At 68.7% G+C, this 16,978-nt stretch carries 12 protein-coding genes and 1 pseudogene; 2 read left to right on the plus strand and 11 right to left on the minus strand.

The genetic code is table 11. From position 1 onward, the window contains the following. Nucleotides 1–39: 39 nt before the first annotated feature. From ABTV91_RS15915 to ABTV91_RS15935, 5 genes are read right to left on the minus strand one after another with little or no spacing between them, the layout of a single operon-like run. Complete coding sequence (locus ABTV91_RS15915) at nt 40–1,923, minus strand: type IV pilus secretin PilQ (RefSeq protein WP_433852288.1); 1,884 nt, start codon at nt 1,921–1,923, stop codon at nt 40–42. A 21-nt stretch (nt 1,924–1,944) separates the two neighbouring features. Further along, entirely contained in the window at nt 1,945–2,481 is a 537-nt protein-coding gene (locus ABTV91_RS15920) for a pilus assembly protein PilP (RefSeq protein ID WP_433852289.1), read from the minus strand. Beyond that, nucleotides 2,481–3,158 (minus strand): type 4a pilus biogenesis protein PilO, encoded by a 678-nt coding sequence (locus ABTV91_RS15925; RefSeq protein WP_433852290.1) that lies wholly within the window; start codon nt 3,156–3,158, stop codon nt 2,481–2,483. Before ABTV91_RS15925 ends, ABTV91_RS15920 begins: the two co-directional genes overlap by 1 nt. Next, a complete protein-coding gene (locus ABTV91_RS15930) occupies nt 3,155–3,853 on the minus strand; it encodes a PilN domain-containing protein (RefSeq protein ID WP_433852291.1) in 699 nt (232 codons plus the stop codon). The genes ABTV91_RS15925 and ABTV91_RS15930 overlap by 4 nt, the downstream gene beginning before the upstream one ends. Beyond that, nucleotides 3,853–4,911, minus strand: a complete 1,059-nt coding sequence (locus ABTV91_RS15935; protein ID WP_433854208.1) for a pilus assembly protein PilM — start codon at nt 4,909–4,911, stop codon at nt 3,853–3,855. Before ABTV91_RS15935 ends, ABTV91_RS15930 begins: the two co-directional genes overlap by 1 nt. 216 nt (nt 4,912–5,127) lie before the next feature. Here ABTV91_RS15935 and ABTV91_RS15940 point away from each other — a divergent pair, with 216 nt between their 5' ends. Both ABTV91_RS15940 and ABTV91_RS15945 read left to right on the plus strand, forming a co-directional pair. Continuing rightward, complete coding sequence (locus ABTV91_RS15940) at nt 5,128–7,560, plus strand: penicillin-binding protein 1A (protein WP_433852292.1); 2,433 nt, start codon at nt 5,128–5,130, stop codon at nt 7,558–7,560. 81 nt (nt 7,561–7,641) lie between these two features. Further along, nucleotides 7,642–8,268, plus strand: a complete 627-nt coding sequence (locus ABTV91_RS15945) for a hypothetical protein (protein ID WP_433852293.1) — start codon at nt 7,642–7,644, stop codon at nt 8,266–8,268. A 458-nt stretch (nt 8,269–8,726) separates the two neighbouring features. Here the strand turns inward: ABTV91_RS15945 and ABTV91_RS15950 are convergent, their stop codons facing one another. The 6 genes and pseudogenes from ABTV91_RS15950 to ABTV91_RS15975 all read right to left on the minus strand — a co-directional run bounded on the left by ABTV91_RS15950 (nt 8,727) and on the right by ABTV91_RS15975 (nt 16,833). Beyond that, the gene (locus tag ABTV91_RS15950) at nt 8,727–10,001 is read right to left on the minus strand and encodes a citrate synthase (protein ID WP_433852294.1); all 1,275 of its coding nucleotides are present in this window, start codon (nt 9,999–10,001) and stop codon (nt 8,727–8,729) included. A gap of 413 nt (nt 10,002–10,414) precedes the next feature. Next, complete coding sequence (locus ABTV91_RS15955) at nt 10,415–10,657, minus strand: type B 50S ribosomal protein L31 (RefSeq protein WP_250060891.1); 243 nt, start codon at nt 10,655–10,657, stop codon at nt 10,415–10,417. 83 nt (nt 10,658–10,740) lie between these two features. Beyond that, the gene (locus ABTV91_RS15960; RefSeq protein WP_433852295.1) at nt 10,741–11,682 is read right to left on the minus strand and encodes a nucleoside hydrolase; all 942 of its coding nucleotides are present in this window, start codon (nt 11,680–11,682) and stop codon (nt 10,741–10,743) included. A 65-nt stretch (nt 11,683–11,747) separates the two neighbouring features. Continuing rightward, nucleotides 11,748–13,894: pseudogene (gene recG, locus ABTV91_RS15965) on the minus strand (ATP-dependent DNA helicase RecG). A 9-nt stretch (nt 13,895–13,903) separates the two neighbouring features. Continuing rightward, on the minus strand, nt 13,904–14,287 hold the full coding sequence (locus tag ABTV91_RS15970; protein WP_433852296.1) for a RidA family protein: 384 nt from the start codon (nt 14,285–14,287) through the stop codon (nt 13,904–13,906). 386 nt (nt 14,288–14,673) lie between these two features. Further along, nucleotides 14,674–16,833, minus strand: coding sequence for a RelA/SpoT family protein (locus ABTV91_RS15975; RefSeq protein WP_433852297.1), 2,160 nt, complete (start codon nt 16,831–16,833; stop codon nt 14,674–14,676). Nucleotides 16,834–16,978 lie beyond the last annotated feature (145 nt).

The following is a 16,978-nucleotide window of genomic DNA, read 5'->3' on the forward strand; positions in this document are numbered from 1 at the left end:
CTGCAGCGGCCTTTCCGTGATCGTCCGGTTGGACCCGGCTCAGTGCGGCTTGGCGACGCGCAGGATCTTCGGCGTCACGAACACCAGCAGTTCGGCCTTGTCCTTGCTGCGGCCACGCTTCTTGAACAGGTTGCCCAGGAACGGGATGTCGCCCAGGAACGGCACCTTGGCCACGCTGCTGCGGTCGTTGAACTCGTAGACGCCGCCGATCACCACGGTCTGGCCGTCGTCCACCAGCACCGCGGTGTTGATCTCGCGGCGGTTGATGACCGGCACGGTGCCGTAGTCGGTCACCTCCAGCATGCTGTCGACCTCGTCCTTCTTCACGTTCATGTTGAGGAAGACGCGGTTGTCCTTGGTGATGGTCGGGGTGACCTTCAGCTCCAGCAGCACTTCCTTGAACTGCACGTTGGCCGTCGGCGCGCCGCCGGCGCCACCGCCGCCGGAGATGGTGACGTAGCCGATTTCCTTGCCCTGCTTGATCACGCCTTCACGCTGGTTGGCGGTGACGATGCGCGGGTTGGAAACCACTTCGCCGCGACCTTCTTCCTGCATGGCCGACAGCTCCACGTCCAGCGAGAAGCCGCCGCGCAGCAGGGTGTAGGCGATCGCGCCGGCAGGGCTTTCGGTATAGTTGCCGGCTGGCAGGTTCACGTTGAGCCCACGACCGGTGGACGTGTTGCCGATCGTGCCGAGCGAGCCGCCGTACGCGTCGCCCCTGCCGGTAACAGGATTCCGGTTGTTGACGTTGACGCCGAACTTCGCCCCCAGGTCGCGCGCGAAGGTATCGGTGGCGATGACGATGCGGCCTTCGATCAGCACCTGGTCGACCGGCCGGTCGATCACCGCGATCAGTTCGCGCATCTGCGCGATCTTCTTCGGGATGTCGCTGACCATCAGCGTGTTGGTGCGCTCGTCGGCCACGATCATGCCGCGCTGGGACAGGAAGCCGTTCTCGCGCTGCCCGCCCGTCCCGCCACCGCCGGTCGCGCCGTTGTTGCCGATGCCCTTTGCTTCGGTCAGGGCTTTGAAGATCGCTTCGGCGCTGTGGTAGTTGATCTGGATGTAGTCGGTGACCAGGTTCTCGCGCTCTTCGATGGCGATGCGCGCGTCTTCCTTTTCCTGCTCGAACTTGGCCAGCTCAGGCTGCGGCGCGACCCAGATCACCCCGCCATCGCGGCGCTTGTCCAGGCCCTTGGCGCGCAGGACGATGTCAAGCGCCTGGTCCCACGGCACGTTGACCAGGCGCAGGGTCACGTTGCCCTGCACGGTGTCGGAGGCGACCACGTTGAGGTTGGATTCCTCGGCGATCAGCTGCAGCACGGTGCGCACCGGCACGTCCTGGAAGTTGAACGTCACCGGACGGCCGCTGTAGCCGCGCGCGGCCACGGTCGCGGCGGCCTGCGCCACGGTCCTGGCGGTCACCGCGCCGGTGGCCGCCTGCTCTTGGCGTGGCGAGATTTCCACCACGTATTCGTTGCCGGACTGGTAGGCCAGCGACTCGAACGCGCCCTGGGTGCTGAGCACCAGCTGCGAGCCCTGCCCCGACGGCCGCGCGTCGATGCGCTGCACCGGCGTGGCGAAGTCGACGACGTTCAACGGCCGCTGCAGTTCGGCCGGCAGGGTCGCGTTGCCCATGTCGACCACGACGTTGCTGCCCTGGGTCCGCAGGTCGGGGCTGGCACCCTGACCGTCGAACTGCAGGATGAGGCGGCCGGCACCATCGTCGCCACGCTTGAAGTCGACCTTGGTGACCGCGACGGCCGCCGCCGGCTGCGCGGCCGGAGCAGCCGGTACGGTATCCGCGGCAAAGGCCGCGAACGGAGAGCCGCAGGCCAGCGCCAGCGCAACTCCCAATGCGCGGGCGTGGACCATCGCTTGGCGCCGGGCGGGACGCAGGCTCAGGGCTTTGGAAAAAGTCATCGTGCTATCCCCAATAATCATTCATCGATCGTCAAGCGCCAGCGAGGCCGGGCGTTCCAGCCAGCCGCCAGCACCATCGGGCACCAGTTCAATCAGCTCAATGCCGTCCTCGCGCACACCGGTGACGCGGCCGTCGCTCTGGCCCAGGTACACGCCGGGACGCACGCGGTAGGTCACCTTGTCCGGCCCCATCACCAGCGCCACCATGCCGACGCCCTTGCCGATCGTTCCCACCATGTCCAGGCTGTCGAGCGGAAACGCCTCCAGCGGCTCCTTGCGGCGGTTCGGATCCGGCCGCAGCGAGCTGCCCCCTTCCGGATTGGCCCAGGCATCGCTGAACGGATCGCGCAGCCCCTGGGCCGAGTATTCGAACGTCTCGAACTGCTGCATCACCGGCAACGGATCCAGCGGCTCGGCCGGACGCGCACGCACGTCGGCGATCCATTTTTCCAGGTTGGGCGCGTCGCCCGGCGTGCTGGTGATTCCACGCGAGCACCCCGTTGCCGCCAGCAGCAGCGCGGCAGCACAAAGTGCCCTGATACGAAGGGAACGGTCCATCACTTGCCCCCCTTCTTGCTTGCCGCTTCTTCGGCGGCAGCCTTCTTTTCCTGTTCCTCGAGCTCGGTGTCGTCCAGGTAACGGTAGGTCTTGACCGTTCCGGACAGCTCCAGCGCTCCGCTGCGCGCGGTGATGCCGGCCTTGGGGTCCTTCGGCTTCAGGTTGATGTCGTGCATGGTCAGGATCACCACGCGCGGCAGCGAGGCCACGCCGCTGACGAAGGCGCCGAACTGGTGGTAGCTGCCCACCAGGCGCAACGCGATCGGCTTCTCGGCGTAGAACTCCTTCAGCTGCTCGTCGCCCGGCTTGAACAGTTCGTTGTTCAGGCCGCTGGACAGCGCCGTCTGCGACACGTCGATGATCAGGTCCGGCATCTCGGTCTTGCTGGGCAGCTGGCGCAGCATCTGCTGCAGCACCTGCTCCATCTGCGCGAGCTGCTGCTTGAGCGGCTCGAGGTTGACCGCGCGCTTCTGCTCCTTCTCGAAGTCCTGGCGCAGGGTGACTTCCCGGGCCTCCAGTTCGCCAAGCTCCTCGGACTTGCCGCGGATCACCAGCAGGTAGGACAGGCCAAGGATCAGCACCGCCAGCAGGGCGCAGAACACCAGTTTCGGACCCTGCGGCCAGTTGCCGATGTTGTTGAGGTCCAGATTGTTGAAACTGCTCTTCTTCTGGCTCATGGGCGAGCCTCCTTCTGCGCGGCAGCCGCCTCAGGCGCCGGCTGCGCCGCATCGGCCGCCGCCGCGGGAGCCGCGGCCGGCGAAGCGGCCTCGGCCTGCGCGGGCGCCGGCTCGGCGACCGGGTTCTCGCCCGGCGCCGGCAGCTTCACCTTCAGCATGAAGACATAGGGCAGCGACTTGATGTCCACCGCGCTGCCGGTGGCTTCCTGCGCCTTGGCCTCGATGATCGACAGCTCGGGATTGGTCATCCAGCCGGAGCTTTCCAGGTTGCGCATGTAGGTACTGACGCGTGCGTTGGACTGGGTGCGCCCTTCCAGGGTCAGCGTCTCGCCTTCCTGCTTGAGCGTGGTCAGCACCACGCCGTCGGGAATGGTGCGCACCAGCGAGTCGAACAGGTGCACCATCTGCGAACGCTTGCCCTGCAGTTCCTCGATCACCTGCTTGCGCGCGAGCAGCCGGTCCTTCTGCCGGTCCAGCCGCTCGATCTCCTGGTTCTGCTGCTTGACCTTGGCGATCTCGGCCTCGAGGTAGGCGTTGCGCTCGTTCTGGCCGCTGACCTGCCCGTCGTAATAGAAGTACAGCAGCAGCGACAGCAGCACGCCGGCAACGGCGGCCAGGCCCAGCATGGTGTAGAACTCGCGCTGGCGCTGCTTGCGCCGCTCGGCGCGCCATGGCAATAGATTGATGCGTGCCATCAGTCGAACCCCCGCAGGGCCAGCCCGGTGGCGATCATCAGCGCCGGGGCGTCCTGGGCCAGCGCATGCGCCTGCACCTTCTGGCCCAGCGTCATCTGCGCCAGCGGATTGGCCACCGACGTGCTCACGCCGAGCTGCTCCTCGACCATGGTCGGCAGGCCCGGCAGCGACGCGCAGCCACCGGCCAGCACGATGTGGTCGACGCGGTTGAACTCGCTGCCGGCGTAGAAGAACTGCAGCAGGCGGCCGATCTGCTGGACCGTCGCCTCCTTGAACGGCTCCAGCACCTCGATCTCGTAGCTCTCCGGCAGGCCGCCCTGGCGCTTGGCCAGCCCGGCTTCCTCGTAGCTCAGCCCGTAGCGGCGCATCACCTCGTCGGTGAGCTGCTTGCCGCCGAACACCTGTTCGCGGCTGTACAGGCTGCGGCCGCTGCGCAGGACGTTGAGCGTGGTCATGGTCGCGCCGATGTCCACCAGCGCCACGACGCCGTCGCTGGCCACCGGCAGCTCGCTGGCCACCAGCGCGAAGGCGTTCTCGATCGCGAACGCTTCCACGTCCATGACCCTGGCCACCAGCCCGCCCAGTTCCAGCGCCGACTGGCGCAGTTCCACGTTCTCCGACCGCGAGGCCGCCAGCAGCACCTGGACCATTTCCGGGTTGTTGGGCACCGGCCCGAGCACCTCGAAGTCCAGGCTCACTTCCTCGATCGGATACGGGATGTAGTTCACCGCCTCCAGCTCGACCTGGGCTTCCATGTCGCTCTCGTCCAGGTCGGCCGGCATCGGGATCACCTTGGTGATCACCGCCGAGCCGGCCACCGCGGCGGCCGCCCCCTTGGCGCGCGTCCCCGAGCGCGCCACGGCGCGGCGGATCGCCTCGCCTACGGCCTCGACCTCGACGATGTTCTTTTCCACCACCGCGTTCGGCGGAAGCGGTTCCACGGCGTAATGTTCCACACGGAAACGATTGCCGCTGCGGGCAAGCTGAAGCAGCTTCACCGCAGTCGAACTGATGTCAACACCGATGAGCGGCGGTTGACTTTTTGGGATAAGCCCCACGGTTTCTCCCCTGCCGACGGGCACTTGGACGCATTTGTTGCGCCCGCGCATTAATAATGAATTTCTGGCGATTGGCAACCGCTCCGCACGCAGGCCGAGAAATCCGTCACGCCGGCAGAGCCATCCCCAACCACTTGTCCCCAGGGACGGCCCCAGCCGCTCCCTCGCGTACTCTATACTCTGCGGCCACGAAATCCGCAATCGGGATCCTGCTTGATGCCCCGTTTCCGTCGCTGGCTGCGCTGGCTGCTGGCACTGTTCGTCGCCCTCGCCCTGGCGGGCGCCATCGCCGCGGGCGCCCTCTATTACATCGTCTCCTCCAAGCTGCCCGACGTGCAGTCCCTGCGCGAGGTGGAGCTGCAGGAACCGATGTACGTCTACGCCAGCGACGGCAAGCTGATGGCCGTGTTCGGCGAGACCCGGCGCTATCCGATCCAGATGAAGGACGTGCCCGAACGCCTGAAGCAGGCGTTCCTGGCCACCGAGGACGCCCGTTTCTACGAACACGGCGGCGTCGACTACAAGGGCATCGCCCGCGCGGTCTGGCTGCTGGCCACCACCAGCGACAAGCGCGTGCCGGGCGGCTCGACCATCACCCAGCAGGTGGCCCGCCAGTTCTTCCTCAGCTCCGAGTACAGCTACACCCGCAAGCTGGCCGAGATCCTGCTGGCGCGCAAGATCGAGAGCGAGCTGAGCAAGGACGAGATCTTCGAGCTCTATTTGAACAAGAGCTTCTTCGGCAACCGCGCCTACGGCATCGGCGCGGCGGCCGAGTACTACTACGGCAAGAAGCTGGCCGACCTGGACCTAGACGAGATGGCCTCGCTGGCCGGCATCCCCAAGTTCCCGTCCAGCGGCAACCCGATCAGCAACCCGGAGCGCGCGCGCCAGCGCCGCGACAACTACGTGCTGCAGCGCATGGCCGAGCTGGGCTTCATCACGCAGGCCGAGGCCGACGCGGCCAAGGCGGTGCCGATGCACGCCACGCCGCACGAGCCGCCGATCGAGGTCAACGCGCCCTACGTGGCCGAGATGGTCCGCCAGGAGATGATCGCCCTGCATGGCGGCGACGTGCTCAACAAGGGCTACCGCATCACCACCACCATCGACAGCCAGATGCAGGAAGCGGCCAACATCGCGGTGCGCGACGGCCTGCTGCTGTACGACCACCGCCATGGCTGGCGCGGCGCCGAGCAGCACATCGACGTCGCCGCCGATGCCGACGTGGCCACCCTGGCCCGCCATGTGGCCGCGATTCCGGCCCAGTCCGGCCTGCTGCCGGCCATCGTCTCGGCGGTCCATGCCGACGGTGGCGCCAGCGTGGTGCTCGCCGACCGCACCGAACTGGTCCTGCCGGCGGCCGCCAGCCGCTGGACGACGCGCACGCCCGCCAAGCTGGTCGCGCGCGGCGATGTCGTCCGCGTGCGCGCCGGCGAGAAAGAAGGCGAGTGGCTGCTGGAGCAGTTGCCGGTCGGCCAGGCCGCGCTGGTCTCGCTCGACGCCGGCAACGGCGCCCTGCGCGCCCTGGTCGGCGGTTTCAGCTTCGCCGGCAACAAGTTCAACCGCGCCACCCAGGCCCGCCGCCAGCCCGGCTCCAGCTTCAAGCCGTTCCTGTACGCGGCCGCGTTCGACAAGGGCTTCAACCCGGCCTCGATCGTGCTCGACGCGCCGGTGGTGTTCCGCGACCGCCGCGGCAAGACCTGGGAGCCGAAGAACGACGGCGGCGGTTTCCGCGGCCCGATGCGCCTGCGCGAAGCGCTGGTGCAGTCGCGCAACCTGGTGTCGGTGCGCCTGCTGGACAGCATCGGCGTGGATTTCGCCCGCAAGTACATCAGCGAGTTCGGCTTCCAGGAAGCCGAGCTGCCGCCGAACCTGTCGATGTCGCTGGGCACCGCCTCGCTGACCCCGCTGTCGGTCGCGCGCGGCTACGCGGTGTTCGCCAACGGCGGCTCGCGCGTGGACACCTGGACGATCGACGAGGTCAAGGACCGCGACGGCAACGTGGTGTTCAAGCAGAACCCGGCGCTGGCCTGCCGCGGCTGCGGCGGCAGCGCCGCCGGCGGGGCGCCGGCCAGCCAGGTCGTGGACGGCTTCAACTTCGGCGCCGAGGCCGCGCCGGCACCGGCCAGGCCCGATGCCGTCGCCGGCGAGATCGGGCCCAAGGCCGAACCGGAAGCGCCGAACCCCGACGCCCGCACCGCGCCGCGCGCCATCGACGAACGCACCGCCTACCAGCTGGTGTCGATGATGCGCGACGTGGTCCAGCGCGGCACCGGCACCGCGGCCAAGGTGCTGGGCCGCGAGGACGTGGGCGGCAAGACCGGCTCGACCAACGACCACCGCGACGCCTGGTTCTCCGGCTTCGGCGGCGCGCTGGCCACCACCGTCTGGGTCGGCCGCGACGATTTCCGCTCGCTGGGCTATCGCGAATACGGTGGCCGCGCCGCGCTGCCGATCTGGATCGACTACATGCGCGTGGCGCTGAAGGACGCGCCGATCGCCAAAAACGACCCGCCGTCGGGCATGGTCGAAGCCAGCGTCAACGGCGCCACCGAGTGGATCAAGGTCGAGGACCTGGACCGGATGCAGGAATTCGACTTCGACCAGAACGACACGCAGGCCGACGACGCCGCGTTCGACATTTTCTGATGCACGCCGGGATGGCGGCGCTGCCGCCATCCCGCATCGGCCCGGATTCCGGCGGGCTGCCGACAACCGGAGGGTGACCCGATGCCACGTCCGGCACCGAACGCACAGCGCGGCAACCGCGGGCGCCTGCTGATCGCCCAGGAAGCGGCGCGGCTGATCCGCGAGAGCGGCATGCACGACATCGACCAGGCCAGGCGCAAGGCGGCCGCCCGCCTTGGCGTCCACGACGAAGCGCTGTGGCCGCGCCAGGCGCTGGTGGAAGAAGTGCTGCGAGAACAGCAGCGCCTGTTCGACGCCGGCTCGCAACCGGCGGCGCTGCGCCTGCGCCGCGACTCCGCCGCGCATGCCATGCAGTTCCTGCAGGCCTTCCAACCCCGCCTGGCCGGCGCGGTGCTGGCCGGTACCGCCGATGCCACCAGCCCCGTGGTCCTGCACCTGCACTGCGACGATACCGACGCCGTGCAACGTTTTCTGCACGAGCAGCGCATCCCCGCCGAAGCGCGCAGCTGGACGCTGCAGCTGGCAGGGCATCCGGCGCGGCAGCGTTACCCGGGTTGGGAATTCGCCGCCGATGGCATCGCCTTCGAGCTGGTGGTGCTGCCCGAGGACGCGCTGCGCCATCCGCCCGTTTCCAGCGACGACGGCAAGCCGCTGCCGAGGGCGACGCTCGCGCAGCTGCGGCAGCTGGTGGCGGAAGAACCGGCGTAGTCCTCGCGGCACGTTCGGCGGCCATCAACGCGGCGCGCTCAGGCGCCCGCTCTGGAACCGCGCACCGCCGCGCCCATGCCACCATGGTGGCTGGACATATTTTCACCACGCCTCTGGAACGCCCGTGGCACGGGGCCGGGACGCACTTGTCCACAGCTTTTGCCGGGAGTGCCGCACAGTCGCTGTGGAAAACGGATCGCGGGGATGGCCCTGCCGTTAGCCGTTAGCCGTTCCCTATTCCCTGTTCCCTGTGCGCAGCGGACAGGTCACACGAGCGGTCCTCGACATCGCCTGCCGATGGCCCGAAGGGCAGCATCATGGAGAAGCGCGAGAGGGAGCGGTTCCTTGCATCCGCCGCCAGTAGACCCGGGAGTTGCCGTCACGAACACGGCAAAAAAAAAGCCCCGCCGGAGCGGGGCTTTTCGTCGCGCTGGCGGCGCATCGCTGCGCCCCGCCGCTTACTTGTAGTCGCGCACGGCGTGGCCGGTGTAGACCTGGCGCGGACGGCCGATCTTCATTTCCGGATCGACCTGCTGTTCCAGCCAGTGCGACACCCAGCCGGCGGTGCGGCCGAGGGCGAACATGACGGTGAACATCTCGGTCGGGATCTGCAGCGCCTTGTAGATGATGCCGCTGTAGAAATCCACGTTCGGGTACAGCTTGCGGGCGACGAAGTAGTCGTCCTGCAGCGCGGCCTGCTCCAGCTTGATGGCGACATCGAGCAGCGGATCGGTCACGCCCAGCTGGCCCAGCACCTGCTTGGTCATCTCGCCGATGACCTTGGCGCGCGGGTCGAAGTTCTTGTAGACGCGGTGGCCGAAGCCCATCAGGCGGAAGCCCGAGGTCTTGTCCTTGGCCTTGAGCACGGCGGACTCGACGTTGTCGGCGCTGCCGATCTCTTCCAGCATCTTCAGCACGGCTTCGTTGGCGCCGCCATGCGCCGGGCCCCACAGCGCGGTGACGCCGGCGGCGACCGAGGCGTACGGGTTGGCGCCGGTCGAGCCGACCAGGCGCACGGTCGAGGTCGAGGCGTTCTGCTCGTGGTCGGCGTGCAGGATGAACAGCAGGTCCAGCGCCTTCACCACGTTCGGGTTCAGGTCGTACTTGCCGTCGGCCGACTCGAAGGTCTGCTTCAGGAAGCGGCTGACGTAGTCCAGCGAGGTGTCCGGCGCGTTGGCCGGCAGGCCCTTGCCGTGGCGGTAGATCAGCGACGACAGGGTCGGCACCTTGGCGATCAGGCGCACGGCGGCCTTGCGGCGCTGCTCGGCGTCGGCCAGGTCCAGCGAATCGTGATACTTGGCCGACAGCTGCGCGATCGAGGCAGCCAGGATCGCCATCGGGTGCGCGTCCCTGGCGAAGCTGCCGATCAGCGTGTTGATCGACGCGTCCACGCCGGCTTCCCCGGCCAGCTCGGCCTCGAAGGCCTTCAGCTGCGCGGCGTCCGGACGCTCGCCGTTGACCAGCATGTAGGCGACTTCGACGAAGCTGGACTTCTCGGCCAGCTGCTCGATCGGGTAACCGCGGTACAGCAGCACGCCGTTGTCGCCATCGATGTAGGTGATGGCCGACTTGCAGCTGGCAGTGGCGGTGTAACCGGAGTCGTAGGTGAAGAGACCGGTTTCCTTGGTCAGCTTCGAGATATCGACACAGTCGTTGCCCAGGACGGGTTTGACTACAGGCAGAACGACCGACTTGTCGCCGGCGTTGAGCGTGACCTGATCAAGATCGGACACAGTGTGCGCTCCTCAAGTGGAAGGCGCCTGTCCTGCAGGAACGACGGACAGGTGCGTGAAGGAAGTTCCGCGGTTTTCCACCGCGGTTCGCGCCATTATCGCACAGCAGCATTTCCCGGTAGCGCAGACGAAAGTCCTATGGACCCGCATGGCCGCGACACAGCGTCGCGGTCGCGTCACCGGTGCAGTACGCGGTTGTTCAGCCCGGATGGCGGCAGCGCGAAGCGCGCTCTAGAGTCGCCAGCACGACGCGCAAAAGACTCAAGGCCGCCCGCCAGGTGGCGGCCAGCCAAAGCTGCCGAAGAGGTTTTCAACGCGACCTGCGGACGACGCGGCGCCGCCACACGAAGGCGGCAACAAAACAGCGGCCGCGCAAGGCGCGGCCGCTGTCCGGTCGAAACGACAACTACCGATCAGCGCGCGTAGCGCTTCTGGAACTTGTCGATGCGGCCGCTGGTGTCGATGACCTTGTGCTTGCCCGTGTAGAACGGGTGCGAGGCCGAGGAAATTTCGACCTTGATCAGCGGGTACTCTTCGCCGTCTTCCCACTTGACCGTTTCCTTGGAGGACATGGTCGAACGGGTCAGGAACTTGAAATCGGAGGTGACGTCGTGGAACACGACGCTGTGGTAATCGGGATGAATGTCGGCCTTCATGGGCTCACACCGTGTGGGCTGGTGGTCAAGAGCGGCATTATAGTCCCGGCTCGCCCGTCGGAGCAAGCCGGGAATGCACCCGGTCAGGAAACCAGGCCCAGCGCCCGCCGCACCTGGCTTTCGAAGCGTTCCTGGTCGTAGCCGATCAGCAGGGTGGTGTTGTCCGGCGCGCCGGTCTGGCGGTTCCAGTCCACCACGGTGGCGCCGCGGGTGCGGCCGCCGGCCATTTCGATCGCCAGCGGGCGCTGCTCCAGCTTCGTCGCGCCTTCCGGCTGCAGCGCCCAGGCCATCGCCAGCGCGTCGGCCGCATACCAGTACTCGCCGCGGCTGTCCTCGGACCACAGCCGGGTCTGGCGCGAGATCAGCTCGTAGAAGCGCGCCTTGCCGGTGTCGGCGGCCAGCCACTGCTCCACCTTCCGGTGCAGCAGGCCATGGGCCACGGTGGCTTCCCAGTCGGCCACGTCGGCGTGCGGGAACGCGGTGAACACGATGTGCGCCGCCTCCGGGTCGAAGGCGATGTTGAACTCGGCCACCGGGGTGATGTTGCCGTGCCCGGTGATCGCCCCGCCCATCACCAGGAAGCGCTTCACGCGCTGCGGCAGGGTCGGGTCGAGCTTGAGCGCCAGCGCGATGTTGGTCAGCGGCCCCAGCGCGACCAGCAGCAGCTCGCCGGCGTACTGGTGCGACAGGCGCAGGATCGCCAGCGCGGCGTGCTCGCTCTCGACCGCGCGTGCGGCGACGGGCAGATCGACATCACCGAAGCCGTCGCGGCCATGCACGTGGGCGGCGTCCTCGGCCGGATGCACCAGCGGGTCGGGGGCGCCGGCGAACACCGGCACGTCCTCGCGCCCAGCCACTTCGCACAGCTTCAGCGCGTTGCGCACGGTGTAGTCCAGGCCGACGTTGCCCGCCGCCACCGTCAACCCGACCACGTCGTGGCGCTCGTCGGCAAAGGCCATCAACAGCGCCAGCGCATCGTCCACGCCCGGGTCGGTATCAATCAGCAACGGAATCTTCTTGCTCATCTCATGCTTGTCTTCTGGTCGGCCATGGAGTCTGGCACCTGGACCATGACAGGGGAAGCCCGCGTTCAGGCCGAGGCGTAGCGCGCCGCGCCGCCCACCCAGCGCGCCACCACGCGGTCGGCGACGGCGGCCGCGCTTCGGCCAGCAGGCGGTCGGCCAGGGCATGCACGCCCGGCAGCAGCGCCGCGTCGCGGGCCAGGTCGGCGACGCGGAACGCGGCCAGGCCGGTCTGGCGGGTGCCGAGCAGTTCGCCGGGGCCGCGCAGCTCCAGGTCCTTTTCGGCGATCACGAAGCCGTCGCTGGTCTGGCGCATGGTTTCCAGGCGCTGCCGCGCCATCGCCGACAGCGGGCCCTGGTACATCAGCACGCAGCTGGACGCCGCCGCGCCGCGCCCTACCCGCCCGCGCAGCTGGTGCAGCTGCGCCAGGCCCAGGCGCTCGGCGTTCTCGATGATCATCAGCGAGGCATTGGGCACGTCGACGCCGACCTCGATCACCGTGGTGGCGACCAGCAGGCCGGTCTCGCCGGCCTTGAACGCGCGCATCGCCGCCTGCTTCTCGGCAGCCTTCATGCGCCCGTGCACCAGCCCGACGCGCACACCCGGCAACTGCGCCGACAGCGCCTCGAAGGTGGCCTGCGCGGCGACGGCTTCCATACGTCCCGCGTTGGCGCCGGGCTTCCCGTCCTCGTCCTCGCTCTCGTCGATCAGCGTGCACACCCAGTAGGCCTGCCGCCCCTGCGCGCAGGCCAGGCGGATGCGCTCGATCAGTTCGGGGCGGCGTTCGGCGCTGAGGACGATGGTCTGCACCGGCGTGCGGCCGGGCGGCAGTTCGTCGATCGCCGACACGTCCAGATCGGAGTACGCCGCCATCGCCAGCGTGCGCGGGATCGGCGTGGCGGTCATCACCAGCTGGTGCGGCACGCTGCGGCCGTCGGCGCCCTTGTCGCGCAGCGCCAGCCGCTGGTGCACGCCGAAGCGGTGCTGCTCGTCGACGATGGCCAGTGCCAGGTCGTGGAAGACCACGTTGTCCTGCATCAGCGCATGCGTGCCGACGACCACCTGCGCCCGCCCCGAGGCGATGTCCTCCAGCACCCTGGCGCGCGCCTTGCCGGTGACCTTGCCGGCCAGCCAGGCCACGCGCACGCCCAGCGGTTCGAGCCAGCCGCGCAGGTTGGCCAGGTGCTGCTCGGCCAGCAGTTCGGTGGGCGCCGCCAGCGCCACCTGTTTGCCCTGCTCCACCGCCAGCATCGCCGCCAGCGCCGCCACCACGGTCTTGCCGGAACCGACATCGCCCTGCACCAGCCGCAGCATCGGGTGCGGACGCGCGAGGTCTTCGCGGATCTGCGCGAACACGCGCTGCTGCGCGCCGGTGAGGCGGAACGGCAGCGACTGGCGCAGTTGCCGCACGCGTTTGTCGCCGCCCTTCAAGGCCGGCGCGTGATGTTGCTGCAGGGCGATGCGCTGGCGGCGCAGGCTCAGGTGGTGGGCGAGCAGTTCTTCCATCGCCAGCCGCCGCTGCGCCGGATGCGTGCCGGCGGCGAGCGCGGCCACGTCGGCATCGGCGGGCGGGCGGTGCATGGCCAGCAGTGCCTGCCGCAGCGACGGCAGCGCCAGGCCGGCCAGCAAATGCGCCGGCAGCAGTTCCAGCGCGGCTTCGTCAGGCAGTCGTTCCAGCGCCTGGCCGATCAGCTTGCGCAGGGTCGCCGGACCGATGCCTTCCACGACCGGATAGACCGGGTCCAACGCGTCGCCGAGGCCGGCGTCCTCGCCGTCGCCGAGCATGCGGTAGCTGGGATGCACGATTTCCAGCCCGTGCTGGCCGGGGCGCGGCGTGCCATAGCAGCGCAGGCGCGCGCCGACCGCGAACTGCGCCACCTGCGCGGCGCGGAAATGGAAGAAACGCAGCACCAGGGTGCCACGCGAATCGTCCTCCACCGCCACCCGCAGCATCGGCCGGTAGCGGAAGCCGCGTTCCACCGCGACCACCCGGCCTTCGATCTGCGCGGCGGTGCCGGGCTGCAGTGCGGAGATGGCGCTGAGCCGGGTGCGGTCCTCATAACGCAGCGGCAGGTGCAGCCACAGGTCCTGCAGGCTGCCGATGCCACGCGCCTGCAGCTTGGCGGCCACCGCCGGGCCGACGCCCGGCAGCGCCGTCACCGGCGTTTCGCCATTGGCCGCCAGTACGGGGGCCGCCGGCCGGGTACGCGCCATGCGGGTGGATCAGTCCAGGATCATCACCGCATCGACCTCGAACGCCGCACCCTTGGGCAGGCCCGACACTTCGATGGTGGAGCGGGCCGGGAACGGCGCCTGGAAGTACTCCTGCATCACCGCGTTGACCTTGGCGAACTCGCCCAGGTCGGTCAGGTACAGGCCCAGGCGCACCATCCTGTCGAGCGAGCCGCCGGCTTCCTCGGCCACCGCCTTGAGGTTGTCGAAGGCGCGGCGCGCCTGCGCGGCGACGTCGCCGGCGACGATCTCGCCGGTAGCCGGGTCCAGCGGGATCTGGCCGGAGAAGTACACGGTGTTGCCGGCGCGCACGGCCTGCGAATACGGGCCGATGGCGGCCGGCGCGTTGGCGGTGTTGATGATCTGGCGGGACATGGGGGAGCTCCGGTTGGGAAAAGACGGGCCATTGTAACGTCCGCTTCCGCCACGCCGGACCGCGGGCGCTGGCGGGCGACGCCATCGCGGGACGCGCTGGACAAATTTTCGCCACCGCTGGCCGAAGCCCACCCGGCAACGCGCGCGGATGGTTATCCACAGGTTGTCGGCATGGCGTTGCACACCGGCTGTGGAGAAACCGCGGCGGCGGCGGATGACGGTTGTTCCGCAGCGCGGGTGGGGACATTGCCGATGGAGCCCCAGCGGGGCGGTGCCCCGCTCTACAGGGGGTCGGCGCTGGCGTCCGTGGCGCAGGGCTGCGCCCGGTGGGGCATTTCGGTGAAGCTCCATGCGGGGCAAGCCCCGCATCTACCCGTTCGCTGCGCTCACTGGCGCCGCACCGCCTGCACCACGCTCAGGCGCCGCAGCCGGCGCATCACTTCGGCCAGGTGGTTGCGGTCGCGCACCTGGATGTTGAAGCACAGCACCGCGGCGTTGAAGTCGCGGTCCAGGTAGTCCACGCGCTCGATGTTGGACTGGCTCTGGGCGATGGCCGCGGCCAGCTGCGCCAGCACGCCGGTGCCGTTCTCCACTTCCACCACCAGCGCGGTGTCGTAATCGCCGACCACGCTGCTGTCCCAGCCGATCGGCACCCAGCGCTCGGGCGACTTGCGCAGCTCGGCCAGGTTCGGGCAGTCCATGCGGTGCACCACGATGCCCTTGCCGGCGGTGTGGTAGCCCATGATCTCGTCGCCCGGGATCGGCTGGCAGCAGCCGGCGAAGCTGACCACGCCGCGCTCGCTGCCGTTGATCAGGATCTTCTCCTGGGCGCGCTGCGCGGTGCCGCCGGCGCGCGGCTCGCCGTGCGCCATCAGCGCCTGCGCGGCCTGGGTCGGCATCCAGTTGCCGAGCGCCACGTCGGCCAGGAAGGCTTCCAGGCGCGGGTAGCGGTGCTCGCCGAGGAAGGCGTCCAGCCGGCCCTTGGGCAGGCGTTCGATCGAGCTGTCCATCGCTTCCAGCGCGCGGTCGAGCATGCGGTGGCCCAGCTGCACCGCGTCTTCGTGCTCGAGCTGCTTGAGCTGGTGGCGGATGGCGGTGCGCGCCTTGGAACTGACCACGAATTCCAGCCACTGCGGCTTGGGCGTGGCCGAGCGCGCGGTGATCACCTCCACCGTCTGCCCGCTGACCAGCTTGGTGCGCAGCGGCACCAGCTTCTTGTCCACGCGCGAGGCCACCGCGCGGTTGCCGACGTCGGTATGCACCGCGTAGGCGAAGTCCAGCGCGGTGGAATTGCGCGGCAGCGCGAGGATCTTGCCCTTGGGCGTGAACAGGTAGACCTCATCCGGGAACAGGTCGACCTTGACGTTGTCCAGGAACTCCAGCGAGGAACCGGCCGAGCGCTGCGAATCGATCAGCTCGACGATCCACGCATGGGCGCGGCTCTGCGCGCTGTTGGGCGAATCGCCGCCGAACTTGTAGGTCCAGTGCGCGGCCACGCCGCGCTCGGCGATCAGGTCCATTTCCTCGGTGCGGATCTGCACTTCGATCGGCGAACCGTAGGGCCCGAACAGCACCGTGTGCAGCGACTGGTAGCCGTTGGCCTTGGGGATGGCGATGAAGTCGCGGAAGCGCCCGTCCAGCGGCTTGAACGCGGCGTGCACCGCGCCCAGCGCGTGGTAGCAGCTGGGCACCGAGCGCATCACCAGGCGGAAGCCGAACACGTCCATCACCTGGTCGAAGGTTTTGTTCTCCTCGCGCATCTTGGTGTAGATGCTCCAGGGCGTCTTGATGCGGCTGACCAGGCGATGCTCCAGGCCCTCGCGCGCCAGCCGCTGCGACAGCTGCACCTCCACCTGCGCCATCGCCTCGCGACGCACCACCGGCTGGCTGCGGATGTGTTTTTCCAGAATGGCGTGGCGCCACGGGTACAGCGCCTTGAAGCCCAGGTTCTGCAGTTCGGACTTGATCAGGCTCATGCCCAGGCGCTGGGCGATGGGCGCGTAGATGTCCAGCGTCTCCATCGCGATGCGGCGCCGCGCCTCGGCGCTCTGCGCGCCCAGCGTGCGCATGTTGTGCAGGCGGTCGGCCAGCTTGATCATGATCACGCGCAGGTCGCGCGACATGGCCAGCAGCATCTTGCGGAAGCTTTCCGCCGCCGCTTCCTGGCGGTCGCGGAAGCGCAGCTTGTCCAGCTTGGTGACGCCCTCGACCAGTTCGGCCACGGTCTGCCCGAACTGCCCGGCCAGCGCGTCGTGGGTAAGCGGCGTGTCCTCGATGGTGTCGTGCAGGATCGCCGCGACCAGCGCTTCGACGTCCAGGCCGAGCTCGGCCAGGATGCCGGCGACCGCGACCGGATGGGTGATGTAGGGCTCGCCCGACTTGCGGGTCTGCCCGGCATGCGCGGCCGCGCCCACTTCCCAGGCGCGGCGCAGCATCGGCAGCTGCTCGGCGGGCAGGTAGCTGGCTGCGCGTTCGAGTTGGAGTACGTAGTCCGGCACCGCGCCATCCGCTGGCGCAGCGACCTGGGCGGAGGGGCCTGGGTTCATGGTCTGGAAGATATGCCAGCGGCAACAACACGGCAACGGCGGGAATGCGACATCGCTGTCGCGCTGCCGCCCCGCGGTTCGCGCTGCAAACCGTGGGCGCCGTCTTTCGCCCCTCCACGCCCCGCCGCTTCGCGGCGCCCCCTGA

Origin of the sequence: Stenotrophomonas nitritireducens, from assembly GCF_050984405.1 — a bacterium.
Lineage (GTDB): Bacteria > Pseudomonadota > Gammaproteobacteria > Xanthomonadales > Xanthomonadaceae > Stenotrophomonas > Stenotrophomonas nitritireducens_B.